We start from the raw sequence: 25,247 nt of genomic DNA, 5'->3' as shown, positions 1-25,247 counted from the left end.
ATGCCCCGCAACGCAGCCCCCGCCGGCGCCGGCCGCACCATCGCCGCGGTGCTGCGCGCCCTCGCCAGCCTCGTCGTCCTGGCCACCGCCATCGTGGGCCTGCCCCTCCTGCTGATCAAGGCCACCCCCGTCGTCTGGGCGACCAGCCATGACGACCTGGCCCACCTGATCGACCGACAGGACACCGGCGGCGCCTTCCTGTTGCTCCTGATCGCCGTCGCCTGGATCGGCTGGGCAACATTCACGGCTTGCACGGTGCGGGAGATCCCTGCCCAGCTTCGCGGCCGTACGTGGCATGCCCCGCGCGGGCTCGGCTCCTCCCAGCGCCTGGCCGCCGTGCTCGTGGGCAGCATCCTGGTCCTGCTGCCCACCGGAACCGCGCTGGCCACACCCGCGACCGCCACCCCGGCGGCCACCGCCACCCACGTGCCGGCACAGGCGCCGCACGCGCCCGAACCGCGGGCGCAGGCACAACCCGCCACGACGGTCGCGGCTGACGACGCTTCGCCGCATTACACGGTCCGGGAAGTCCGCCCCGCCGAGAGCCTGTGGAGCATCGCCGAGCGGGAACTCGGCGACGGCGAACGCTGGCGCGACATCGCCGCGTTGAACGACGGCCGCACCATGGCCGACGGAAGCGTCTTCCACGCCAGCACCTTCCTGCAGCCCGGCTGGCAACTGCGCATGCCCGACGATGCGAACGCCGCTGGGGCCAACGCGCCCGCCGCACAGGGCGAGGGCGCGCAGAGCGTCACCGTCCAGCCCGGCGGAACCCTGTGGGGCATTGCCGAGACGGAGATGGGCGACGGCGCGAAGTACCACGAGATTTTCGAGGCGAACAAGGGCGCCACACAGCCCGGCGGCACCACACTGACGGACCCCGATGACATCAGGCCCGGTCTGAAACTCGACATCCCCCAGCCCCCCACGCCACACGCGCCCGCCGAGAAGGCGAAGCCGCACCCCACAACGCCCGCCGGGCCGGACGAAAGCGCCGGCGCAGGCAGCGGGGCAGGTGAAGGTGCCGGGGCGGGTGAAGGTTCCGGGGCGGGTGAGACGAGGCCCGCGCCGCATGAGTCGGGGCAGAAGACCAAGGCGCCCTCGGCCCCCGCACAGACCCCGGAGCACAAGAAGCCGGAGGGGGAGGACCGGGGAGAGCAGCTTCCCGCTGCGCCGCACACGGCCGCACCGCAGAAGCCGACTGCCGTCCCGTCCGCGTCGGCTCAGCCGTCGAAGGACGCGCCCACAGCGCCCGCGAGCACTCCGCAGGACGACACCACCAGCTCCGAGGACACGGCCCCATCCCCCGTCGGCCTACGGGAGGGCGCTGGGATCGGGATGCTGCTCGCCGGCTCCCTCGTCGCCGCCGTGGGCATCAAGCGCCTGCTGCAGCGACGCCGCCGGCAGCCAGGGGAAACCATCGCAATGGCCGCACAGCCGACGCCCCTCGAGCAGGTCCTCGAGGCCAGCGCCGAGCCAGGCAGCGTCGAACTGCTCGACACCGCGCTGCGCACCCTGAACCACCACGCCCAGCAGGAAGGGCGCGCTCTGCCGGCGATCCGCGGCGCCCGCATCACCCACCGCACCCTCGAACTGCTCCTGGACGCCGATACGGAGGCCGAGGCCGGGCCGATCCGGCCCTTCGTGGAGCACAAGTACGCTCCCCATTGCTGGAGCCTGGACCGCACCCAGGAGCTCCTGGACCACGACCAGGCCCGCGCAACCGCCGCCCCCTATCCAGGACTGACCACCATCGGGACCGACCCCGACGGCAACCACCTCCTCCTCAACCTCCCCGCCGCCCAGGTACTTCTCCTGGACGGCGACATTGAGGCCGTACGCGACACCGCCCGTGCCCTCGCGCTGGAGGCCGCCACCAGCACGTGGAGCGACCGCGCCGACATCCTCACCATCGGCCTCGGCACCGAACTGCCCACCCAGCTCCCCCAGGGCCGTCTGCGCGCGGTGCCGCACCTGCGCGCCGCGCAACGAGACCTCGGCGAACTACTCCTGGAACACCACCAAAGCGCCGACGAAGACGGGACAGTGCCCCTTCCCTGGATGCTGATCTGCGCCGCTGAGGCCGCCGCGGGCGACGCACAGCACCTCGCGGACGCCCTGACCGCGGCCCGGCACCTGCCCCTCGCCCTGGTCCTTCCCGCCCACGACGCCCAGCAGGCCTTCCCCCACGCCGAACGCCTCGCCGTCGGATCGCCGGAACCCGTGCGCTCAGATCTGCTGGACACCGACGTCCTCGTCCAGTCGATGACCGACAGCGAATACGAGGACCTCGTGGGCGTGCTGGCCACTGCGGAAGAACCGGCCCGCCCTGCCGAAGGCCCCTGGCAGCTGGTCCCCGCCGTCACCCTCGACAAGAGGGGCCACTCCCCCGCCTCACCCAGTGCCGTGCCGGATGCCCCCTTCGCGGCGCTGACGGCCCCCACACCCTTGCGCGTCATGCCGCCCCCGCAGCCGGCCGACACCGCCACCCACGCCCCCGCCACCACGCGCAGTACGGAACCTGTACCCGCACTCGCCGAACCGGCGCTCGCGGAAGCAGACGATGACCAGGTCCCAGAGGCCGTCGAATTGCACGCCCCCGACATCCAGGTCCTCGGACCGGTTACCGTCGCCGGCATCGAGGCCTCGGGGCACGGCTTCAAACTGGCCCTGCTCGCCGCCCTGCTGTACTTCAAGCCCGGGATCAGCAGCGACACCGCCTGCGAGGCCATGGACCCACGCAAGCCATGGTCCAAGGCGACGCTCCAGTCCCGCATCTCCGAACTGCGCAATCGCCTGGGCACCGACGCCGACGGCAGTCCCTTCCTGCCCCGGGACCGCTCCGGCACCTACCGCCTCTCACCCAAGGCCCGCTGCGACTGGACACGGTTCACCCAGCTCGCCGAACGCGGACTCGCCAAGGGCCCGGAGGCCGGTATCGCGGACCTGGAGGCGGCCCTCGACCTCGTGCGTGGCCGCCCGTTCGGCGGCGCCGACCTGGCCTGGGCCGCCGCCCGCATCCAGGAAATGCTCGTCCGTATCACCGACGTCGCCCACACCCTGGCGACCTGGCACCGCACCGCACCACGCCCCGACCTCACCGCCGCCCGCCGCACCGTCACGCGCGGTCTCGACATCGACGACAGCGCAGAAATCCTGTACCAGGACTGGATGCTGATCGAAGACCAGGCAGGCAACCGCGCCGGCGTCAGCGCCGCGTACGAAACACTCCGCGGCATCAACCAACGCCTCGAGATCGGAATGGAAAGCGAAACCGAGAAAGTCTTCGACACCATCATGAGCAGGACCGCGTCCTGAGCGTGGTTGTCAGATCCGCAACTTCCTGACAGTGAAGGCGGACCAGTGACAGCTGCCACTGTGACGCTAGCGAGGGCCCGAACCCACCGGTTCGTGTGACGGCCGACGAGCGCGCTGTTACGGCGGATTCGGCCGCTGATCGGTTCTGTGAACTGCCGTTCTTGTGCAGCGAGCTCCCGTTCGGAGGGTGACGTATTTCTGCCCTGTGGCGCAGGCACGGGTGAGCTGACTGGTCGTGATGCAGACGCTGATGAGGATCTTTGAAAACGGCTCTGGCCGGAGTTCAGTGAAGCGCCAGGACGTCGGAGTGGAGGTAGTGGGGATCCAGCGGCCCACTTCGCAGGTCGCTACCCAGCAGCGACAACCGGGCCAGCCGTGACCTGAGGACGGTTGGGCAGCAGCGATGAGAGGCTATCCCGTACGAAGTCCGCCGCCCGGTTGATCGACTCTTCGGCCCCGGATTGGTCTTCAAAGACACTGGTAGAGACCATCACTCCGTCCCCGGCGTCCACCCAGTAGTAGGCCACGAAACCGGGGACTCGGCGGAGTAGAGGAACGAACCCCTCGTCCACTCGGCGTCCTGCCTCGGCGGAGTCAGTCACTCCTTCGTAACGCCGAATTACTGCGTACATAGCTGATCTCCTCATGGATCCCAAGGTCACCTTGCGCGAAACGAACTACCCCCACCGGGCATCTCTGACTCGGGGGGCGCCCGGACATGGCCCGGATAGGCGCACCGGTGATCCAACCCGGGGTCTGCTTTGGCTAGGGCTGGGCGAACCGGACTTCACGGAAGTCCGGTCAGAGCCTTGAAAACGTTCAGAGAGCGCCGTCAACGCCCCCAGGCATCAGTCGACCTGACCAATACGGCAATGCGAAGCGTGGTCGTGGCGGCAGTTACCACTGCACCGTGACGCGCCGGCATGGGGACAACTGGGCCCTTTCCGGTCGCCCATGCCGCGCCATCAGCCACTGTCATGACGGGCGCCCGGTCCGGCCGGGCGGGAGCCCGACCTCGCCCTGAACTGCCCGTTCGGCACGCCTCCCGGCCCCCTGGGGCGGTGACCTGGAGATTTTCTGCAACGCACCGTTGACCTACACCACCCCGAGTTGTAGCGTTCAACCACGGTTTGAATATCTCAACTCATCGTTGAAGGGTGATTGCGATGGCCTCTGCCCCCAGCGCGCAGGACCCGGCACTTTCCGTAACCGACGGCCTCTCGCAGGATCGGCGGGAGGGGTACCTGAAGGTGCTCGGGCAGATCGTCGAGCCCCTTGCGCAGGCACTGGGCTGCGAGGTTCTTGTGCACGACCTGCGGGACCTCGACGAGTCGCTCTATGCCATCGCCGGGTCGCTGACCAACCGGTCTCCGGGGGACCCCGCAACCGACCTGCTGGTCCAGCACGTGCACGGTGGTACAGGCGAGCACCTCATCGGGTACCGCACGCAGCTGGCCAACGGGCGCGAGGGCCGCTCGAGCACCATGATCCTCCGCGATCCGGAGACCAATGAGCCCATGGCGGCGATGTGCGTGAACATGGACATCACCGACCTGCAGGCTGCACACGGAAAGCTCGGCCAGCTCCTTGGGCTCAACGCCGAGCCGTCCGCAGCCGACGGCATCACCGAGACGTTTCCGACCAGCGTCGACGACCTGCTCGGAAACGCAGTCGACACCGCGATCACCGGGACCGGTGTGGCGGTCGATCTCATGAAGAAGCCGCACAAGATGCAGGTGGTCACGGAATTGCGCGACCGCGGCATGTTCCAGATCAAGGACGCCGTCGACTACGTCGCGGCGCGGCTCGAGGTATCCCGGTTCACTGTCTACAACTATCTGAACGAGATCGAGAGATGACCGACACCATCGCGCAGAGCGCCGGCGGCACTCTCGGCGACGCCCACATACTGGACGTCGACCGGTACGACGCGGACTACCGCCGATGGCTCACCGACGCCATCGGCAAGGTCCAGGCGGAGGGCACCCGGTCGGCCGACACCCACCTGCTCGCCGTCCCGTACCTGTCCCAACGCGGCGTCGACATCTACCTCAAGGACGAGTCGACCCACCACACCGGGTCGCTCAAGCACAGGCTGGCCCGCTCCCTGTTCCTGTACGCGCTGGTCAACGGCTGGATCCGTCCGGGACTGCCGATCATCGAGGCCTCCAGCGGCTCGACCGCCGTTTCTGAAGCCTTCTTTGCCAGCCTGATCGGCAACCCGTTCATCGCGGTGATGGCGCGCACCACCAGTGCCTCCAAGGTCGCGCTGATCGAATCCCACGGCGGGACCTGTCACTTCGTGGACCAGCCCAGCGAGGTCTACACCGTGGCCGCGGGCCTGGCAGCCGAGACCGGCGGCCACTACATGGACCAGTTCACCTACGCCGAGCGCGCCACGGACTGGCGGGGCAACAACAACATTGCCGAATCGATCTTCTCCCAGATGCGCAACGAGCGGTTCCCCGAGCCCGCCTGGGTGGTCGCGACCGCCGGCACCGGGGGTACCTCGGCAACGCTCGCCCGCTACATCCGCTACACCGGACGCCGCACCGGACTGTGCGTCGCCGACCCGGAGAACTCCGCGTTCTTCGACGGCTGGCGCCATCAGGACCCCACGGTCGCCACCGATACCGGATCACGGATTGAGGGGATCGGCCGTCAACGTCTCGAACCCAGCTTCATCCACAGCGCCGTCGACCGGATGATGCGGGTGCCCGACGCCGCATCCATCGCGGCCATTCGGTTCTACGAAGGACGCACCGGCCGCAAGGTCGGGGCATCCACCGGAACCGGCATGTGGGCGGCGTTCCGCCTGGCGCACCAGATGATCCACGAAAGGCGCACCGGCAGCATCGTGACCCTGCTGTGCGACAGCGGAGACCGCTACCTCGACAAGTACTACGACGACGGCTGGCTCGCCGCCGAGCACATCGACATCGAGCCCTACCGCGCGGAACTCACCGCCTTCTTGGGCGACTCCGCACGCTGAACAACCATTGCCCGGGCCGACACGACGCGTCTTCGGCCCCTTCCCGAACGGCCGCCGGACTTGGCGTCGGCGTTCGCTCTTTCACCCCCTTGCGCGAAAGGACTATGTCCTCATGTCTGTTGCCTCCCGCATCGCCGAACTCGGCCTCGACCTGCCCGAGGTTCCGGCGGCCATCGCAAACTACGCCCCGGCCACCCGTGTCGGCTCCTACGTGTACACCTCGGGCCAGCTCCCTCTGGCAGACGGCAAGCTCGTGGCCACCGGAGCCGTCGGCGACGAGACCAGTGTGGACAGCGCCCGGGAGGCCGCCCGGCAGTGCGCTCTGAATGCGGTCGCGGCGATCGCCTCGGTCGCCGGCGGCATCGAGCACATCACCCAGATCGTCAAGGTTGTCGGCTTCGTGTCGTCGGCGCCTGAATTCCACGAGCAGTCCACGGTGATCGATGCGGCCAGCGACCTGCTGGTCGAGCTGTTCGGCGCCGAGGTGGGCCGCCACTCTCGCAGCGCGGTCGGGGTGGCGGCACTGCCCCGTGACGCCAGCGTCGAGATCGAGATCATCGCCTGCATCAACGGCTGAGCAGGCCAAACCCGACCGGTCGCCCACGCCGTGAGTGTGGCGACGCGCTCGGGGCCCGGGCCCTGCTCACCGTCTTCACCGGCGGGTGTCCAAGGGGCCGGGCCAGCTTCACAGCAGCAGAGTTCAAAGTCTCCCAGGTGCCGATCGGCGTCGACCCCTCGCCGGTCTGCACCTGGGTTCCAGGCGGGATTCTCGGCACCCGGACATCTCGTCTCCGGCAGGCCATCGAGACGCTCGCCGAGTTCCGCGGCAGCGACCATGCGCCCCGTCGGCTCAGCGGCGATGCCGGGGAGCACTCGCGGACAAAAGTGCGACAGCGGATCTCTGCGCCCGGTCGCTGCCCGCGGACACACAGGGGCTTTGCCCGTAGCCAGGCGGCTCGGTGATGCCGACCACCTGATTGCACTGCCCCCTGCCGGACACCCCACATCCTGCTGCGGGCACCGCGCCCCCATCCAGATCCCAGTCCTCGCCCGCTCTACCCCGAGCCGGCGAGGACGTGAACGGCAGCACCCCCTCCTCAGACCCCCCTCTCCACAGCTACGGAGCCCACGATGTCAACGAAGACAGCGCCCCCCGAAGGAGACCGCGGCGGCTACCGCAAGGAGCTCGGCAGCCGGCAGGTCCAGATGATCGGACTCGGCGGCGCCATCGGCACCGGCCTCTTCCTCGGGTCCGCGACCCGTATGGCAAGCACCGGCCCCGCGCTGCTGATCAGCTTCGCCGTCGTCGGCTTCATCGCCTTCCTGATGATGCGCGCGCTCGGTGAACTCGTCCTGCACCGACCTACCTCGGGCGCTTTCGTCTCCTACATGCGCGAGTTCTACGGCGAGCGTGCCGCCTACATCACCGGCTGGTGCTACTGGGTCAACTGGGCCCTGACCGGAATCGCGGAACTCTCGGCGGTCGCCCTCTACGTCAGGTACTGGTGGCCCGACGTTCCCTCCTGGCTGACAGTCATCATCGGCGTCGCCGCCGTGGTGACCGTCAACCTGCTGTCGGTGAAGGTCTTCGGCGAGTTCGAGTTCTGGGCCTCGCTGCTCAAGGTCGGCGCCATCGTCCTGTTCCTCGTGGTCGGCATCGTGCTCGTGGTCTTCTCCGTGCACATCGGTGGCACCGGATACCAAGCATCCATCGCGAACCTGTGGCAGAACCCCGGAGGGTTCTGGCCCACCTCGGACCCCTACGTCTGGTACGGCCCGGTCCTGGTGATGTCCGGCGTGGTCTTCTCCTATGCCGCGATCGAGATGGTCGGCGTCGCGGCCGGCGAGATGAAGAACCCGGAACGTGAAGTCCCCCGCGCGGTCAACTCTGTGGTCGTACGCATCCTCGTCTTCTACATCGGCTCGATCTTCCTGCTGATGTGCACGCTGCCGACATCGGTGTACGGCACGACGGTCCACGGGGCGGCGGTCAGTCCGTTCGTCACCGTTTTCTCCATGCTGGGCGCCGGCTGGATCGGCAACGTCATCCAAGGCATCCTGATCATCGCCGCGATGTCCAGCCTCAACTCCGGCCTCTACGTCACCGGGCGGATCCTGCGCAGCCTCGGTCTGTCCAAGCAGGCACCCGCGTTCACCGCGAAGATGAGCAGTACCGGGGTGCCTTGGGCGGGCATCGCGATGACCGGCGCCGTGTTTCTGCTCGGCGCGGTCCTCAACGCGGCCTACCCGAACCAGGCGTTCGACATCGCGCTCGAAGTATCGGCGATCGGCACGCTCGCCACCTGGTTCTCGCTCTTCGTCTGCCAGCTGCGACTGCGCCGGCTGTCGAATGCCGGAATCATTCCGGCGAGCCCGTTCCGGATGCCGTTCTACCCCTATGGCAGTTACATCGGCCTGGTCTTCCTGGCCCTGGTCGTGGTGGGAATGGTCATCAGCGGATGGCAGTCCAGCCCCGACTTCTGGGGCAAGACCGACTTCATCACGATCGTCATCGGCGTCCCCGTCCTCGCGCTGTTGATGTGGCTCGGCTGGTTCCTCGTGAAGCGCAACGTCGCCGAACACACGGGAGGCAAACTCGATTCGCGCTGGCCCAAGCTCGACCGCAACGGGCGGCCGCTTCAGGACCTGGTCCCCGCAGCCGGCCCGGCCGACGAGCGCCACGACCTGACCGACGAACGCATCTGAGGCCAAGCACACGGCCACCGAAACAGAACAGGACCGCCAGCGCCGGGACGGCACGTCCCTGTCCCGGTTCCTGACCGCCCGAGAGCAATGGGTCCGGATGCCCCGGCCCGCAATGATCAAGAAGCGAGGATCTTTTCCCATGGCCCCCTTCCCCCGCAGCTCGCTGGGACATTTCCCGACCCCGCTCGAACCGATGGAGCGGCTCACCGCCACCCTGCGCCGCTCCGGCCCCGCCCCGAACCTGTGGATCAAGCGGGACGACTGCACCGGCCTCGCGACCGGCGGAAACAAGACCCGCAAGCTGGAGTACCTGGTGGCTGACGCCCTGCAGCGCGGCGCCGACACACTGATCACCAGCGGCGCCATCCAGTCCAACCACGTCCGGCAGACCGCGGCCGCAGCCGCGCGGACGGGCCTGGCATGCGCAGTGGTCCTGGAGCACGCCGTGGACCGGGACGACGACTACACGGGCTCGGGCAACATCCTGCTGGATGGCCTGTTCGGCGCCGAGATTGTCGACCGGCTGCCCGCCGGGTCCGACATGGAAATGGCCGCGCAGGAGGTCGCTGCCGTCTACCGGGCGCGCGGAAACACCCCCTACGTCATTCCGATCGGCGGCTCCAACGCGATCGGTTCACTCGGCTACGTGGACTGCGCTGCCGAGCTCGCCCAGCACGAGATCGACATCACCAGCGTCGTGCTGGGCACCGGGAGCGCGGGCACCCAGGCCGGACTGCTCGCCGGGCTCCGGTCGCTCGGCTCCGACACCGACGTCCTCGGTGTCTGCGTCAGCCGGACCGAGGAGGCGCAGCGCAAGCTCGTCCACGAACTGACCGTCGAGGTCCTTGAGCTGCTCGGCAGCACGGACGGGCTCCCGGCCGAACGGGTCCGGGCGGACGACCGGTTCGTCGGGGACGGCTACGGCATCCCGACCGCGGCCATGGTCGACGCGGTCACCCTCGTCGCACGCACCGAGGGCATCCTCCTCGACCCCGTCTACACCGGGAAGGCCATGGCCGGCCTGCTGGGGAACATCGCGGAGGGGAAGTTCGGCCCCGACGACAACGTGGTCTTCCTCCACACCGGGGGCTCGGCCGGCCTCTTCGGCTACCGGTCGGTGTTCGCCTGACGGGCGCCTTCACCGCGACGGGAGGCTGGCTGATCCCTGCTGAGGGCGGCTCGATGCGGCCCGGTCCTGCTCGTGCACAGATCACCGGGGAGGTCTGTGCGGAGCGGGACCGGGCCGCATCCGTGACGGCCGCCGGCCCGGGGGAAGCTGTGCCCGGGCCGGCGGCCGCATGCGCCGACGAACCACACGGTGCGTCAACCACCTGCACCGTCGGCTGGTTTGCCTCGTCACGGGCTGTCTCAGGGCTGGTGCCGAGCCTGGGAGCATCGGCGCCGGCCCTGAGGCGGTGGGTTCAGGCCCGTCCGCGCAGCATGAGGTTCCAGTAGAGGAACGGCAGTCCGTAGCGCTTGAGGTACCACATGTCCCGGCGCTCGTGCGTCGTGTCGATGCCGGGGAAGCTGGGGCGGTGTTGCATGGAGTAGTCGAACTCGGCCAGCAGCATGCGGTTCCGCGCGGTGGTGATCGGGCAGGAGGAGTACCCGTCGTACGAGGCGGGCAGCCGGTCGGCGCCCGTGAGGCTGGCGGTGACGTTGCGGGCGACGACAGGGGCCTGCTTGCGGATCGCGGCCCCGGTCTTGGGAGTTGGGGGAGGATCCGGCGTCACCGAGTGCGCACTCCGCCCCGCCGGTCCACGAGTCTCGACCCGTATCTGGAGTACTTGCGTCAACGTTGGGAGGAAGGCGAGCACACCGCGACGGTGCTTCACCAGGAGATCGTCGCCAAGGGCTATTGCGGCCACTACCAGAGAGTCAAGATGTCCATCGCGCCCCTGCGTCGCGGTCTGCCGATCGACACACCGTGCGAGCGGCCGCCCTCGCCCCGCCAAGTCGCCCGGTGGATCACCACCACACCGTCCCGGCGCGGCCTGCACGCCACCGAGGTACTCCGGCGGTTACTCGAACAGTGCCCGGAGCTGAACCACACACACGACCTGGTTCGACAGTTCGCGGCCATGCTCGACGCCCACGACGCCGCCCCGCTGCCCGACTGGCTCGAACACCTCGCAGCCTCCCGCCTCCCAGCCTTGGCCAGCCTGGCCAAGGCCATCCGTGAAGACCAACGCGCAGTCGTTGAGGGGATCACCACCCCGTTCAACTCCGGTGTCAACGAAGGCCGGATCACGGATCTGAAGCTCCAGAAAAGGATCATGGCCGGCCGTGCCGGGGTTCCACTCCTCCGCCACCGCGTCATCCTTATGGCCGGACTCCGGCGCCACCACCCTTGACGGAGCGTCACCGGCGCACGGTGGCACACCCCCGCTTCACGAAAATCTTGCCAGGGCCGTGAACGTGCACCACCACGTACGGATGAGAGTGCACCGTTGTTGATGCGTGGAGGGGCTGAAGCCGGGAGTTCTGCTGTCTGTTCGGGGTCGGCGGAGGGCGGCTGGCAGTGGTGTTGGACCCGCATCGGTGGCTGGAGCTGAGGCGGTTTCGCGGTCTGAACCAGGCATTTCAACCTTCTCCGGCGACCGGCAAAGGGCCAGCTACCGCCGGGACTTCAGAACATCCCGAACGCCCTCATCCCAGTGGCTGCAAGAAAGACGACACCGAGTACCCCAAAGGTGCCTCGCATGATGTCGGGCGAGAACCTTGCATCAACCCCGCCACCAGGTGACCGCTGGGCTATCAGGTCATACACGCGCAGCCCAACGTTCCGATAGTCGAGCGCGATAACCGTCGCGCCAGCACCCACGACGCCTCCCCAGACCAAGCTCAGCCAGTCACCCACGGATCGCTCCTCCCCCAGCGGACTGCCCCAGATGGAGCATCTCAGACGCCTGCCTCATTCATCCAGGATCAAGGGCCCATGGGGCGAAGACTGGTGCACTTATCTCCGTACTGTGTGGAGCACTGAGAGAAGTACGCCGACAACCGGCGTCCCAACGGGGTGCTGGAACCGTTCAAGCCGTATGTCAACGCCCGGTTCACCAACGGGATCACCAGCGGCACCCAGCTCTTCCAGGAGATCCGAGACCGCGGCTACCTGGGCAGCGTCCAGGTCGTCCGCAAGCACCTCGCCGCCCTCAAAGCCGGCATCGCCGAACCCGTCCGCGTTGCCATCCCCAGCCCCCGCAAGATCACAAGCTGGATCATGAGACCCCGGGAGAAGCTGACCGAGAACGAGGTCGAGCAGCTCGACCAGGTCCGTCTCGCCTGCCCTGACATCGCCCGGGCTTGCGACTTTGCCCGGGTCTTCCAGGAGCTGGTCCGCAACCAGCCGCGCCGACCGAACCGGGCCCAAAGTCCCGTGCGGTTATCGCTTGGCCCAGGCGCCGGTCATCCCGCTGCCCGGCACAGGACTTGTCCTGACCGCCCAGCGGCGCGTCACCGCACTTCTCACCGGGGACATGCACGCGCGCCCGGCAGCTCAGGCGGAACTCCAACAGCTCTATGCCCTGGCCTGGCGAATTCTGCTCGGCCTGCGCTCCCACGTGAACTGGGGACCCGACGTGGTGCACACCGTGCTCGCCGAGTGCGGCACGAGGCCGCCAGAGTTGCCCGAGACCGACATCGGACAGGATGCCCACAGCGCTGCGCTGGGGACGACCCTGGCCAGCATCGCGCTCCGGCCCGGTCATCGCGACCACGAAGCCCTCTACGCCTGGGCTTTCGGCACCGACCGCTCGTTGAAGACCAAGCCGAATGCCAAGATCGGCACCCTGGCCAAACGCTGGCTGCCCGGCGGACCCGAGTTGGCCGGACGTGCTCTGACCCGCCTGGATGCGGAGGCGTCCCTGCACGCCCGCCTCCGGTATTCCAGCGCCGCTCCACGCCCGCGATGGCCCAGCCTGCGGTCCGAGGCCATCGAGCGGCGGGCAGCGATGACGCCAGCGATGCTCTGGCCCAGCTGGACGATGCGGCTGTTGCCGCCAGCTCGCACGGAACGCAACCAGCGCGCAGACGCTTTCCGCCGCGGTTGCAGCACCTTCCTTCATGAACCCGAGAGTTGCGCCGACTCCCGACTGTCGCGGTAGCCCCACTTCTGGTAGGCGTGCTTCTGCGCCGTGGTGCCGTACCCCATGCCCGCGAGTTCGTCGAAGTACTGCCGGCCGTCGGGGTCCGAGGCGGTGATCGAGCGGTTGTTGGCGTAGGCGTTCATCTGCTGGGGGTCGTCGATGTCGATGACCGGGTCGACGGAGATGAAGAGGCCGAGGTTGGGGTCGTATTCGCGAGCGCCGAGATGGGTCAGGCCGGTCGGGTCGGTGGTGCCTCCGACGTAGCCACGGGTGCCGGGAATCGTGTCGGCTTGCTCGGCTCGGAGCTCGCCGAACGGGAGTTGCTTGCGGCGGGTGATCGCGAGGGTGGTCATGGCGACGGCAGCCATGGACGTGCCCTGGTGGTCGGAGAGGAGGAAGGAGAAGCCGTCACTGGTACGCACCGCGACGGTCTGACCCTCGTGGGTGTAGTAGCGAACGCCCTGATTGGTGCCGCCCTTGGCAATCCGCGCTGGATCCCGGCGCGGGCCTCATCCGCTGCTGAGGGCCATCCAGAGCGCACCGACTCCTGCTGTCACGACGCACAGCAGAAGGGAGAGATCTGCCAATATGCACCGCGACCACCGGACCTGGAGGTCGGTTCTCTCTATCGCGGGACTTGAATGCAGCCAGCTTCTAATATTCCGCTCAGCCTTGGGGCTCGTGCGATTTATCCGATCGATGAGGGAACCACCAAAGGCGAAAGACGCTATTTTTCTCTCCTCATCCAGATGAACTTCGAGCGTGCCATCATCACCCACCGAGACATTACGGATCATCGCTTTTGGGATAATGTAAGTGCGCAGTGGATTAACCAGCAAGAGAACGGCCCCCTGCATCACCACTTTACTGTTGGCGATCCTTCCGCAAACTGCCGCGACTGCCAGGAACACCGGTATGCCTTGCCATCCCTCCCGGAAGCCATGCATTGCGGTCACTTTAAACACGGCCGCAGTCACTCCAACCCCAAGACCCAGGATGGCAATCCCGAAGAATATCGGCCAGGAGCGCCGCCTCAATACTGTCGAACTTACCGTGTCCGCACCCATCATCTTCCAACCCCTGGCTCGTCTCAGATCATTTCAGCGCGCCTGAGATTCTACTTCAGCAAATATTTACGGTGCCGCCGGGGCTTGCGGCACCTGCGCCACAGAATGTCGTCGAAAGCCCCGCATTGAGACTGATGTTTCCATACGTCGCCCCCCAGTCGATTGTCTTGCGGTATCCGTAGATGGTGACGTTCTCCATTTGAGAAACAGTCTTGACGCGAACTCGGCCCACGAACGCTGACCCCCGCCACCCGCCTCCGAGGCTCTTAGCGATACGTCCTCCGATGAGCGTCCAAGCCAGCCCTCTGCCAGCCGCGGCATAGTTCCAGCTTCCTGTTGTCAATCCGTCACCGACGAAAGTCGCGGCTACCCCAAGAACTCCGATTCCTGTACACAATCCCACTGAGACCACCAAGCAGGCTCCGAACCCTATTGCTGGGATGACTCTATTTTTCCAACCCTCCCAGGTACCAAAGGTGTCGTGCAGGCCGGACTTGCTCTGACTCCATGCGGCGCCGAAGTTTCCCTTCCTAATATTTCCGAAGATGCCGTCTTTCTTGCGGCGTTCGGCCTGCGCCTTGAGTTGAGCCGCCCGGTCATTGGCCTTGCGGTCCTCCCGCAGTTGCTTCTTGTAGTAGCTGGAGTTGTAGTAGCTGTTCATGTGTCGGGTGTAGGTGGCGAGCCGTGTGCGGTACTTCTTGGTGGTGCGGCCGTTGCTGTCGCGGTAGCCCCACTTCTGGTAGGCGTGTTTCTGCGCCGTGGTGTTGCCGTACCCCATACCCGTGAATTCGTCGTAGTACTGCCGGCCGTCGGGGTCGGAGGCGGTGATCGGGCGGTTGTTGGCGTAGGCGTAGGCGTTCATCTGCTGGGGGTCGTCGATGTCGATGACCGGGTCGACGGAGATGAAGCGGCCGAAGTTGGGGTCGTATTCGCGGGCGCCGAGGTGGGTCAGGCCGGTCGGGTCGGTGGTGCCGCCGATGTAGCCGCGGGTGCCGGGGATCGCGTCGGTCTGTCCGGCTCGCAGCTCGCCGAAGGGGAGTTGCTTGCGGCGGGTGATGGCGAGGGTGGTCATGGCGACGGCGGCCATGGACGTGCCCTGGTGGTCGGCGAGGAGGAAGGAGAAGCCGTCACTGGTACGCACCGCGACGGTCTGGCCCTCGTGGGTGTAGTAGCGAACGCCTTGCTTGGTGCCGTCCTTGGCGATCTTGAGTTCGCTGTTGCCTGGGAGGGTGAGGGTCTGGCTGCCGTCAGCGTCGTTGGTGATCATGCGGTTGCCGTCGGCGTCGTACTGGTAGCTGGTGGTCTTTCCGGCTGCGGTGAGGGTGGCGAGGTGGCCTTCCTCGTCCCAGGTGAGATCCTGGGTGGTGGCGCCGATGGTGCGTGTTTTGGTGTTGCCAGCGGCATCGTAGGCGAAGGTGCTCTTCTGCCCGTCGAGTGCGCCGCCGCTGACGGTGGCTGCCTGAACGGCGTGCGGCAGTCCGGTTCCCGGGGCTTTCGGCATGTAGGTGGTGGTGGCGTCGGCGCCGGCCAGGGCGCCGGTGCCGTGGTCGGTGAGTTTGGTGCGGTTGCCGATGGCGTCGTAGCCGAAGGTCTGCCAGTAGGCGTCCGGGCCGCCGACGGTGGTGCTGGACGGCTTCGTCGTGCAGTCCGTCTTGGCTGTCCAGGCTTCGGTTAGCCGGCCCAGGGCGTCGTTGGTGAAGCATTGGGCGTCGACGGACTTGGCTGCGTCCTGGCCGCTGGCGGTGGTGATGCCGGTGATGTTGCCCGCGTCGTCATAGGCGTAGGTGGTGTCGTCGATGCGCTGGGGGGCGAGGTCTCGGTCGGTGGTCTGCCGGGTCGGGCGGCCGGTGACCTCGTCGTAGACCTGGGTCTTGTAGACCTTCTTGCCCAGGGTGCCGAACTCGGTGCGCACGGGACGGGAGAAGACGTCGTGTGCGGTGGAGTTGACCAGGGTGATGGATCCGGCGGTGGTCTTCTGCGGGAGGTTGCCTTCGCCGTAGACGGTGGTCTGGCGTTCGCTGGGCAGGTTCCCGACCGCGGGGTGCTTGATCCATTCCTGCTGGCCGGTGTAGGCGTTGTAGCCGAACGTCCAGGTGTAGGTGCCCGCCATGGCGCCGGCCTCGGTGGGGATGGTGACGGTGCTGGAGGTGGGCTGGTAGGCGTCGCTGTAGGAGTCGGTGGTGGAGGTGTACTCCTTGCCGCCGATGTAGCGGGTGCTGCTGGTCGGCTGGCCCTTGGCGACAGTGTCGTAGGTCCACTTGGCCAGCACCGTGCTGCCCTTCGCCAGGTCTGTCTGGCGGCCCAGGGCGTCGTAGCCGGTGGTCAGGGTGACGCCTCGGGCGTCTGTGGTGGTTACGGCGTGGCCGAGTTTGTCGTAGGTGGTGTCGGTGACGCCCTTGTCCGGGTCGTCGTCCTTGGTCTTCTGGCCGCGGGCGTCGAAGGTGTAGGACCAGGTGTTGCCTGCAGGGTCGGTGACCTTCGTGGGCTCGTCCCACTTGCCGTACGTGTACGTCGTCTTCTGCGAGGCGGTGCGGTCTGCGTTCGTGTACTGGATGAGGTCGGTGGTGCGGCCTTGCACGTCGGTGACCGTGGTGGTGGCGGTGCCGCCCTTGGGCGGGATCACCGTGGTGCGGTCGCCTCCGTAGACGGTCTGGGTGCGCCACTTCTCGTCGCCGTAGGAGCGGGTGATGGCGTCGGTGACCTGGCCCATGCCGTCGTAGAGGTTCTCGGTCATCGAGGGCACCGTGTTGTCGGCGGCCTTGACCAGAGTCGCTGAGGGGGCGCCGTCGGTGTAGTAGGCGGCGTAGGTCTTGGAGGTCAAGCCTCGGGTGTCGTACAGGGTCTCGGTGACGATGCGGTTCGCGGTGCCGATGGCGGGCGCCTGAGTCTCGCGCGGGCGCAGCAGGCCGTCGTAGAGCTGGTAGCCGGTGGCGTAGGAGCCGTCGTACTGCAGGGACTTGGTAGTCACGGCGTTGGTGGCGGTGCGGGAGATGGTGTAGCTGTATTCGGTTGAGGGCTGGGTGGCGTGGTCGGCTTTGGTCCAGCTGGGGTTCCACACCTTCAGCACGCGGCCGAGGCCGTCGATGACGGCGTCGGTGCGCTTGCCGTTGGCGTCCACGGTGCCGGTGGCGACGCTGCGCGCCGGGTCGTATTCGGTGGTGGTGGCGTGGCCGAGCGCGTTCGTCTCCGTCTTGGCGGCGGGCGACTCGATCGTCTTGGGTGTGTATTCGGTGGTGGTGGTGTTGCCGTCCACGTCGGTGTCGCTCAGTTCGCGGCCGTGGATGTCGTACGTGTGCGTGGCAGTCGTCAGGTAGCCGGTGCCCTTGTCGTCCTGCTCGTCCAGCCGTGTCACGTCCCCCTTGGTGGGGGCTATGTCCTGGCTGGTGGCGCCGTCGTAGTAGTAGCGGGCCACGGAGATCAGGTCGGCGGGGAGCAGGGGCGTCTTGTCGCAGGCGACGGCGACGTTGCGGACTTCCTTGAGGGACGTGAGCAGGTTGGTGCTGGTGTTGGCGGCGTAGGTGGTGGTGGTGCATTCCTCGTCGCCGGTCTTGGCGAGGTCGCCGAGGTCGGATTCGGTGAGGACCTGGCCGTTGGTATCGAAGGTGCGCAGGGTCTGGGTGGAGCGCCAGGAGGCGCCGACCGCGGTGCGGGTCTTTTCGGACTTGGTTCCGGTGGCGTAGGCATGAAGGGCTGAGAAGCCGGTGCGGGCCTGGGTGGAGGTGGCGGTGCCGTGCCAGGGCTCGTAGCTGGTGGTGGTCTGCAGGGCGCCGCCGTCGCCGTTGAAGGTTGCCTCTTCGCGGGGCATGCCGGCGAACGCCTCGTGGTCGGCTACCGCGATGCCTTCATGGTCCTTGACGTCGGCGTCGTCGATGCCGCGGAAGTAGCGGTACTCCTTCAGCGTCTGCTTGTCGGAGGCGGGGGCACCAGTGCGGACCTGAACGCGGCCAAATCCCTGGCGGTCGCCGTAGGTGAGGTACTTGGCCTTGGTGAACTCGTCCTCGTCCTTGCCCCAGGACATGCCGTCCAGGTAGGAGTAGTCCGTTTCCTTGACCGGGGCGCCGCTGGTGTTGTCAGCCTCGAGGACCTGGGTGGCGACGTAGGTGTGGAACCAGTCGAGGTACGGCTCATAGTTGGCGGCCGGAGCGTCCGGGGGTGACCACATCACCGGGTAACAGCGGCGGGTGTTCGTCGACGGGGTCGGCACGTCGCCAGCCTTGCAGTCGGCCGCCGAGTAGGTGACGCCGATGGTGCCGCCGGTTTCGGTGTTGACGCCGTAGACGCGGTAGCGGACCAGCGGGGGCACGGGGTCGGGAGCGCCGCCAGTCGTGGCGCCCTCAACGCGGTTGGCGAGCTGCTGGCCCTTGAAGGTCACCGCGGGCAAGGTGACGTCGCCGGTTCCGGTGTGGCCGGTCCGGGTGATGGAGGCCAGCCACAGGGCCGGATCTGTGCCGTCACCGGTGGAGGGGAACTGGTGCGTCAATGCCCAGGTGTCCACGGGCTTGTAGGCGCCGCCGGTCAGCACCGATGTGTCGATCTTCGTGAGGCGCTTGCGGGTCCAGAAGGACGGCGAGTAGCGGTCCTTGCACTCGTCGCCCTCTTTGCAATACCGGTCGAAGGGGACGTCAGGCCAGTTCTTTGCGTTGGTGGAGTCGAAGGTCGTGCAGGTGGTCAGGCAGCGCTCGGAGACGGTGAAGTCGACCCGACCAGCAGCCTTTTGGCTGTACATGGTGCTGGAGCGCAGCCCGTAGTCGATGTGGTCGAGGTAGCCGCCGCGGTCGTAGACCGTGGCAGTGGAGGCGCCTGTGTCCGGGTTGACGTTAAGACCGTAGTAGTTGGTCTCCGTGTTCCAGTAGTAGGCCATGGCGTCGGAGTGGGGGTCGACGACGTAGTCGAGGTTCCACCGCCAGGCCTGCTGGCACCACGAGTCCTTGAACGCGGTGGCGTGGCACGGCTCTCCCGACTGGTTGCCGAACACCGGCACGGTCCAGGTCGAGTTGGTCTCCGCCTTGCCGTCAACCCAGCCGGGCAGCCGGTTGTAGCCGAAGTAGTAGCGGGTGCCGTCCGGCGTGGTCACCCGCCAGTACTCGCCGTCATCGTCGCCGTTGCCCCGGTTGATGCTGGTGAGCTTGTCGATCTTGGTGCCGTCGTCGTCCTCGAGGCGCCACTCGCCGCTGGTGTCGTCCTTGATCAGGACGTTGGACTGGCCCCCCAGACTGAGGACGGCGTTGTCCTTCTTCCAGCACTGGTCGCCGCTTTTGTCGGTGCCGTTGCTGTCCTTGGTGTCGTCCGAGCACGAGACATAGCGGCGCTCGATGTAGCCCGGTTCCATGGACCAGCCGTCGCCGATCCAGTTGGCCTGGTTGTTGGTCGCCGCGGTGCGGCCGTCCACCGCCTGGGAGCTGTAGGACAGGCCCAGGTCCGGCTGTGCGCCGCCAGGAACATCGGAGGTGTCGATGTTGTAGGACCAGGTGAACGCGCCGCTGGAGCCGCCGGCCGACCATGAGGCGGAGGGGGCGAGTGAGCTGGCCTTGAAGTCGCCTCCGGCGCCGGAGGCTGCGGCGGTCGCGGCGAGCAAAACGGTGCCCTGGCTCGCCGAGAGGCCGCTCACCGAGTTGGCCGAGGGCGCCTTGGCCACGGGGACTGCCTGTGGTGTGGCTTCGTCGGTGATGGGCAGGGTGACCCGGGCGGATAGGGCTCCTGTCTCGGTGTTGTTGTCGCTCTTGAGGGTCCGGCCTGTGTCACAGGTCTTCTTCGCGGGGGTGGTGAGAGCGCAGTTCGGCAGCTGGCGCAGCGTCAGGCGGGAGGCCCAGTCGCCGCCGAAGGCGTGCCGGAATCCGGAGTAGTCGAGGCTGACATCGACCTTGCCCTTGGCGCCATCGAGTGAACGCACCGCCAGCAGCGCCCCGTTGATGCCCAGGGCCCTCGCCGTCTTCTGGTCGAGGACCTGCACACGGACGCCCTTAGGGGCGCGGGCTTGGTTCGGCGACTTCCCGCCGGCCCGGCCCACACGGACCGGGAGGCCGTCGGCGCCAGCCTTGCCGCGGGCGGGGACCTTGACAGTGGCGGTTCCCGGATGGGGCCACACAGCCTTCGGGGCCGCCTTCCAGCGATGCTTGGCCGTCTGGTCCGGCTTGTCGAGCTGGTGCTTCTTCACCGTGGACGTGGGGACCGGGTCCGGGTTCTTCAGCTTCGCCAGCGCCAGTTCCGCCGCAGCCGCCACCGGCGCCCCCAGCAGACCCACTACGAGATACGCCACCAAGGACAGCGCGACCCATCGCACCATCCGCGCGTATCTGCCGCCTCTGCGGCGGTACAACCCCTCGGCTCGCAAACCGGACACCATTCCCCCCACGGGAAGTTCACAACAATGAAGATCAAGCGAAGTTAACACCGTTTTACCAAGTAAAGAAGAGCCCAGATAAGCAATCTCTCAGGTTTAGATAACCGCAGTACATGCATGGGCCATTGATCCATCCATGCGATGCCTTGTACCAGAAACGCCCTATTAGCACGACCACTTGACCTTGCCGAACAGACCTTCACCAGGGAGTTAACGCCCGAATCCACCTTCCAGGGCGAATGCAGATCAGAGCGCCACTGGCAGACCTGCAGCACATTTCACAACGTCGAGAACGCACCCCTTCTGGGCCCGAAAGGCGCTGTATGGTGCGCTGAATGTCGTGCAGGAAATGAAAAGGACACGGAATGCATGAGTTGAAAAGACGCCCCAGGCTCGGCAGGTACTGGTGCAGATCGGTCGCTGCCGCGTTGTCCCTTGCTCTGGCGGTTCCGCTGACCACAAGCCTGAGCGCCGCCGCTCAGGACGCTCCACCGACTTCCGTGGCCGGGGGCCCGTACTCGGCCGAAGAGTCCACCGCACTGTCCGAGGCTGCCGATACCGGTGAGCAGGTCGAGGTGAAGTCGCAGCGCACCGAGGCCTCCCAGGTGTTCGCCAATCCCTCGGGCACGCTGACCGAGGACCGCTATGCCATGGCGCAGTGGGCGCGCAAGGGCAACAAGCTGGTCGACATCGACACCACTCTGCAGGCCGGCGCCGACGGCGTGATCAGTCCGAAGGCCACCGGGGTGGGCCTGAAGTTCTCCGGCGGGGGCGAGGGCCCGCTGGCCACCATCACCCGAGACGGCCGCAGCATCTCCCTGACATGGCCCACGGCTCTGCCCAAGCCGCAGATCGCTGACGACACCGTCACCTATGCCAATGTGCTGCCTGACGTCGACCTGAAGCTGCGGGCCGGCGCATCCGGGTTCGCCCAGCTCCTGGTCGTGAAGACGGCTGAGGCCGCGGCCAACCCGGACCTGAAGACTGTCGCCTATCAGATGTCCAGTGATGGCGTGGACGTCTCAGCCGACGGCTATGGCAACCTCAGCGCCACCAACCCCGGCGGACAGGAGCTGTTCACCGCACCCACGCCGCGCATGTGGGACAGCTCCACCTCCGCCTCAGGCGCCAGGACCGCTGCCGCTGCTGAACCGGCTGGGCCGGCCCAGCCCGGCAGCGAGTTCGAGCCCGGGCCTGGCGCTCAGCAAGTCGCGATGCCTGTCGACGTCACCGATGACGCCCTCAAACTCACCCCGGATCCCGAGCTGTTGAAAGGCTCAGACACCACGTACCCGGTCTACATCGACCCCTACGTCGAGGGCTCGCGGTACTCGTGGACCATCGCCTACAAGAAGTACCCCAACAGCTCCTTCTTCAACGGCGCGGGCTGGAGTGGCGGCACCACCACCACCGCGCGTGCCGGCTACGAGAACGAGACCAACGGCCTGGCTCGTTCCTACTTCCGCATGAACACCAAGAACTTGTGGAGTACCAACAAGCAGGTCATCAAGTCCACGTTCCGGATCAAGAACACGTGGTCCTGGTCGTGCACGTCCAAGCCCGTCGACCTGTACCGCACGGCAACCATAGGTTCCTCGACCACCTGGGCCAACCAGCCTGACAAGAGGGAGCAGCTGGACTCGGTCAACGACTCCAAGGGCTGGAGCGGCGACTGCCCGGCCGGAAACCTCGCCTTCGACGTCACCGCCGCGGCGAAGGACGCCGCAGCGAGCCAGTGGAACACCATCACCCTGCTGCTGCAGGCAGACAACGAGTCCGACGTCTACGGCTGGAAGAAGTTCGATGCCAAGTCCGCCGTGATGTCCACCGAGTACAACACCATCCCCAGCGCGCCAAGCAGCCTCGACACGATTCCCAGCACCAAGAACAGCGCGGGCTGCGGTGACAGCGCCCCCTACGGTCTCATCGGCAACACCGACGTCTACCTCACGGCCAAGATCAGCGACAAGGACGGCGGCACCGTCACCGGCCGCTTCCACCTGTGGGCCACCGGCCACCACGACGACGGCCCCGGCGTCTTCTTCAACCAGACCGTCTCCGTCACCTCCGGCACCGTCGCCAAGGTCAAGGTCCCCAAAGCCACACTCACCCAGTACCTCGCCACCGGCGGCGGCAACTTCTCCTGGAAGGCCCAGGCCGACGACGGCAAGGCCACCTCAGACTGGACCCCCACCCTGGGCGCGGCGGGCTGCCGGTTCGTCTTCGACCCCAACAGGCCCAGCACCCCGCCCACCATCGCCTCCACTCAGTTCCCCGACGGCAGCGACGGCTGGCCCAGCAACACCGGCACCGTGCGCACCGCAGGCACCTTCACCCTCGCCGCCGGCGGCGTCAGCGACGTGAGCAAGTACGAGTACTGGAACGACACCGACCCCACCGTACGCACCGCCACACCCAGCGCCTCCGGCGGCAGCGTCTCGGTGAAATTCACCCCGAGCGTCGCCGGTTCCAACCACCTGTACGCCCGCAGTCTCGACAAAGCCGGCAACAAGTCGGACACCGCCGACTACCTCTTCTACGCTAACGGCCCCAAGGAAGCCGACCACCCCGGCGATATCAACGGCGACGGCAACCCCGACATGTGGGCCACCGACAAGGACGGCACCCTGCACCGCTACTACGGAGCCGGCGACGGCACCGTAGCCGACAACCCCGCATCCGCCTCCGGCTTCAACTGGACCGGAGTAAAAATCACCCACCGCGGGGACTGGACCGGCGACGGCTACGAAGACCTCATCGCCCTGCGCCACGACACCACAGCTGGCACCGACAGGCTGTGGATCCACCCCAACAACGGCTACGGCTTCGCCTGCACCGACTGCTCCGGCGACACCAACGACAGCCAGGAACTCACCGTCTACGACAGCGCCAACAACCACTGGCAGAACGCCGACCAGATCCTCGCCATCGGCGACGTCGACGGCCCCCTCGACATCGACAACGACGGCACCCCCGACGCCCCCGGCTACCCCGACCTCCTCGTCAAGCAGGGCGACCTTCTCTGGCTCTACTTCGGAGCCCCCGACAACCGCCTCGACACCGACCGCGAACCGATCCTCATCGGCCCCGACGGGTGGCAGAACTCCGACCTCTTCGCTCCCGGCGACACCAACAACGACGGCCGAATCGACCTCGGCTCCCGCAACCGCTCCACCGGCGAGCTCTACGTCTACCGCGGCACCGGAGACAACGGCGACGGCCTCGCCGACCAGACCACGAAAATCGTCAGCGGCCTGAACTTCACGCCTACCGGAACCCCCCTGATCACCTCGCCCGGCGACGCCGACCACAGCAACCGCGGATTCGACCTCTGGTTCACCCGCTCGGACAACGCGCTGTGGCACTACCCCGATCTCGGCACCAATACCGGCACACTCACCAAGGTCAGCGACGGATGGGCTGGCTACCAAGCCCTCAGCTGACCTAAATTCGGCTAGATATCGTGCGGTGTGGGCCAGACAGGACCGGACCACACCGCACGACGGGGAGCGGGCTGTGGCGGCACACCAGGTTGGGGTAGGCACGGCGTCCCCAGTCGAAACCCTGCCGCTTGTCCTACTCAGGCACGGCATGCATGCCTCGCAGGCCATGTTGGGCCCGCAGGCTCCGTCGAGGCCACAGGAGGCACCGCCGCGCTTCTCATGAATCAGCCGGGTTCCGGGGATATCACAGGCACGATGACACTCGCCCCGAGCGTGCTGTCGGAAAGAGCGTAGACCGTCGCGTAGATGCTGCGTGCCTCCGCCTCGCCCGGATCGATCTCCCACCTCCGCCACGGCTCTCCCCAAGGGGCAGGGTCCACGGCAAACGTCCCGGACTGCATGAGCACCGGGAGCTGGGCCCGGTTCCTGTACTTCTGACGGGCATGGACTGGCAGTGAGACCGGGGACAGCGGGATGGTCAACTCGGCGCCGCATCCCGCACACACGAAAACGCCAGTGCGGAACGGCACCTGCCCGCGTCGTGGAGTATCAACGCAGGCGGGCAAGTGCTAGCCGCTGCCTCTGACTGCGGCACGCGATCCAGCGCGGCGACGAAGGAGTACGGCCAGCCCGGCACGAACTGATCCGGGGCGGAGCCAGTCGCTCACGTCCACGGCCAGCACGATCCTGCCGTCGGCCGCCTTCGGCAACGGCAGACCGGCCAGCCTACGGCGAAGTCGCGTCGGATCCGCCCAACCACGGTCCAATGCCGCGTACAGCGCACCGTGCCCGCGCCGGTGTTCGAGGGCCAACGACAGCTCGACCAGGGTCTTCACCGGCCCTCCGCACGCAACACCGCGTCTGTGCGCTCGAAGAGCGCGTCCTGGCGGGCGTAGAGGCATTCGTAGATCTCAACTCGAAAGCGGGACAAGATACCCAATGCGTCGCCCGCAGGCGCATCGACCGGGAGACCCATACACAGCGGCCGTTCTCTCGTGCTTCGACTCGGCGTCTGAAGTGTGGAGAACGGCCGCCCCTGCTGTCCCAGGAAAACCGCAGATCAGCAGGTCGGGTGACCTGCGAGGTTGAACGTCAAGCTGAGCGCTTCAGTTGTCGCGGTAAGCGTTGACCGGGCTGGCCATCACTGGAGTTGGGCGGGTGGGACTGCTTTGGGTGATTGCGCCCGCTTTGCAGCCGCCGGACGAACAGCACACCGGCCAGCATTCGGAGGGTGAACTCGTGTTGGGCGGTCTCCGGTCTGCTGGCAAGAAGGCGCGGATCCGGCCCAGCGGC

At 67.1% G+C, this 25,247-nt stretch carries 14 protein-coding genes and 2 pseudogenes; 9 read left to right on the top strand and 7 right to left on the bottom strand.

Going from position 1 to position 25,247, the window contains the following annotated elements:
- The 6 genes from EOT10_RS39750 (at position 1) to cuyA (ending at position 10,145) form a co-directional block, all read left to right on the top strand.
- A complete protein-coding gene (locus EOT10_RS39750) occupies positions 1–3,318 on the top strand; it encodes a LysM peptidoglycan-binding domain-containing protein (protein WP_127833242.1) in 3,318 nt (1,105 codons plus the stop codon).
- A gap of 1,166 nt (positions 3,319–4,484) precedes the next feature.
- A complete protein-coding gene (locus EOT10_RS39740) occupies positions 4,485–5,177 on the top strand; it encodes a helix-turn-helix transcriptional regulator (RefSeq protein WP_127833241.1) in 693 nt (230 codons plus the stop codon).
- A complete protein-coding gene (locus EOT10_RS39735) occupies positions 5,174–6,310 on the top strand; it encodes a PLP-dependent cysteine synthase family protein (RefSeq protein ID WP_127833240.1) in 1,137 nt (378 codons plus the stop codon). Before EOT10_RS39740 ends, EOT10_RS39735 begins: the two co-directional genes overlap by 4 nt.
- Before the next feature lie 112 nt (positions 6,311–6,422).
- Positions 6,423–6,887: a RidA family protein gene (locus EOT10_RS39730; protein WP_127833239.1), complete on the top strand. Its 465-nt coding sequence runs from the start codon at positions 6,423–6,425 to the stop codon at positions 6,885–6,887.
- 554 nt (positions 6,888–7,441) lie between these two features.
- Positions 7,442–9,016, top strand: a complete 1,575-nt coding sequence (locus tag EOT10_RS39725; RefSeq protein WP_223281501.1) for an amino acid permease — start codon at positions 7,442–7,444, stop codon at positions 9,014–9,016.
- A 139-nt stretch (positions 9,017–9,155) separates the two neighbouring features.
- Positions 9,156–10,145, top strand: coding sequence for a D-cysteate sulfo-lyase (cuyA, locus tag EOT10_RS39720; protein ID WP_127833238.1), 990 nt, complete (start codon positions 9,156–9,158; stop codon positions 10,143–10,145).
- A 292-nt stretch (positions 10,146–10,437) separates the two neighbouring features.
- Here the strand turns inward: cuyA and EOT10_RS39715 are convergent, their stop codons facing one another.
- Positions 10,438–10,749, bottom strand: a complete 312-nt coding sequence (locus tag EOT10_RS39715; RefSeq protein WP_189492711.1) for a hypothetical protein — start codon at positions 10,747–10,749, stop codon at positions 10,438–10,440.
- A gap of 93 nt (positions 10,750–10,842) precedes the next feature.
- Here EOT10_RS39715 and EOT10_RS39710 point away from each other — a divergent pair, with 93 nt between their 5' ends.
- Positions 10,843–11,370, top strand: coding sequence for a transposase (locus tag EOT10_RS39710; RefSeq protein ID WP_223281500.1), 528 nt, complete (start codon positions 10,843–10,845; stop codon positions 11,368–11,370).
- A 275-nt stretch (positions 11,371–11,645) separates the two neighbouring features.
- On the opposite strand, the gene EOT10_RS39705 is transcribed toward EOT10_RS39710, so the two are convergent.
- Complete coding sequence (locus tag EOT10_RS39705; RefSeq protein ID WP_127833237.1) at positions 11,646–11,876, bottom strand: hypothetical protein; 231 nt, start codon at positions 11,874–11,876, stop codon at positions 11,646–11,648.
- Between the two features lie 532 nt (positions 11,877–12,408).
- Between EOT10_RS39705 and EOT10_RS39700 the strand changes: the two genes are divergently transcribed.
- Positions 12,409–13,122: a hypothetical protein gene (locus tag EOT10_RS39700; RefSeq protein ID WP_127833236.1), complete on the top strand. Its 714-nt coding sequence runs from the start codon at positions 12,409–12,411 to the stop codon at positions 13,120–13,122.
- Here the strand turns inward: EOT10_RS39700 and EOT10_RS39695 are convergent.
- The 3 genes from EOT10_RS39695 to EOT10_RS42780 all read right to left on the bottom strand — a co-directional run bounded on the left by EOT10_RS39695 (position 13,080) and on the right by EOT10_RS42780 (position 20,454).
- Positions 13,080–13,526 (bottom strand): RHS repeat-associated core domain-containing protein, encoded by a 447-nt coding sequence (locus tag EOT10_RS39695; RefSeq protein WP_223281499.1) that lies wholly within the window; start codon positions 13,524–13,526, stop codon positions 13,080–13,082. The two genes, EOT10_RS39700 and EOT10_RS39695, sit on opposite strands and share 43 nt — an antisense overlap.
- 87 nt (positions 13,527–13,613) lie before the next feature.
- Entirely contained in the window at positions 13,614–14,174 is a 561-nt protein-coding gene (locus tag EOT10_RS39690) for a hypothetical protein (RefSeq protein ID WP_127833235.1), read from the bottom strand.
- Positions 14,175–14,226: 52 nt separating this feature from the next.
- Positions 14,227–20,454 carry an RHS repeat domain-containing protein gene (locus EOT10_RS42780; protein ID WP_127833234.1) on the bottom strand — a complete coding sequence of 2,076 codons (6,228 nt, stop codon included), beginning with the start codon at positions 20,452–20,454 and terminating at the stop codon, positions 14,227–14,229.
- Between the two features lie 422 nt (positions 20,455–20,876).
- Between EOT10_RS42780 and EOT10_RS39680 the strand changes: the two genes are divergently transcribed.
- On the top strand, positions 20,877–23,954 hold the full coding sequence (locus EOT10_RS39680; RefSeq protein ID WP_127833233.1) for an FG-GAP-like repeat-containing protein: 3,078 nt from the start codon (positions 20,877–20,879) through the stop codon (positions 23,952–23,954).
- 132 nt (positions 23,955–24,086) lie between these two features.
- Here EOT10_RS39680 and EOT10_RS42470 read toward each other — a convergent pair.
- Together EOT10_RS42470 and EOT10_RS39670 are read right to left on the bottom strand one after the other, a co-directional pair.
- A pseudogene (locus EOT10_RS42470) lies at positions 24,087–24,436 on the bottom strand (hypothetical protein); the annotation flags it as partial.
- A 116-nt stretch (positions 24,437–24,552) separates the two neighbouring features.
- A pseudogene (locus EOT10_RS39670) lies at positions 24,553–24,930 on the bottom strand (transposase); the annotation flags it as partial.
- Positions 24,931–25,247 lie beyond the last annotated feature (317 nt).

This window comes from Streptomyces antnestii (assembly GCF_004005495.1).
Lineage (GTDB): Bacteria > Actinomycetota > Actinomycetes > Streptomycetales > Streptomycetaceae > Streptomyces > Streptomyces antnestii.
This window is presented reverse-complemented; position numbering and strand designations above follow the sequence as displayed.

Bases quoted from the DNA above. Each gene is read 5' to 3' on its own strand.
- EOT10_RS39750 (WP_127833242.1), top strand. From the start codon at position 1: ATGCCCCGCAACGCAGCCCCCGCCGGCGCCGGCCGCACCATCGCCGCG.
- EOT10_RS39740 (WP_127833241.1), top strand. From the start codon at position 4,485: ATGGCCTCTGCCCCCAGCGCGCAGGACCCGGCACTTTCCGTAACCGAC.
- EOT10_RS39735 (WP_127833240.1), top strand. From the start codon at position 5,174: ATGACCGACACCATCGCGCAGAGCGCCGGCGGCACTCTCGGCGACGCC.
- EOT10_RS39730 (WP_127833239.1), top strand. From the start codon at position 6,423: ATGTCTGTTGCCTCCCGCATCGCCGAACTCGGCCTCGACCTGCCCGAG.
- EOT10_RS39725 (WP_223281501.1), top strand. From the start codon at position 7,442: ATGTCAACGAAGACAGCGCCCCCCGAAGGAGACCGCGGCGGCTACCGC.
- cuyA (WP_127833238.1), top strand. From the start codon at position 9,156: ATGGCCCCCTTCCCCCGCAGCTCGCTGGGACATTTCCCGACCCCGCTC.
- EOT10_RS39690 (WP_127833235.1), bottom strand. From the start codon at position 14,174: ATGATGGGTGCGGACACGGTAAGTTCGACAGTATTGAGGCGGCGCTCC.
- EOT10_RS42780 (WP_127833234.1), bottom strand. From the start codon at position 20,454: ATGGTGCGATGGGTCGCGCTGTCCTTGGTGGCGTATCTCGTAGTGGGT.
- EOT10_RS39680 (WP_127833233.1), top strand. From the start codon at position 20,877: ATGCATGAGTTGAAAAGACGCCCCAGGCTCGGCAGGTACTGGTGCAGA.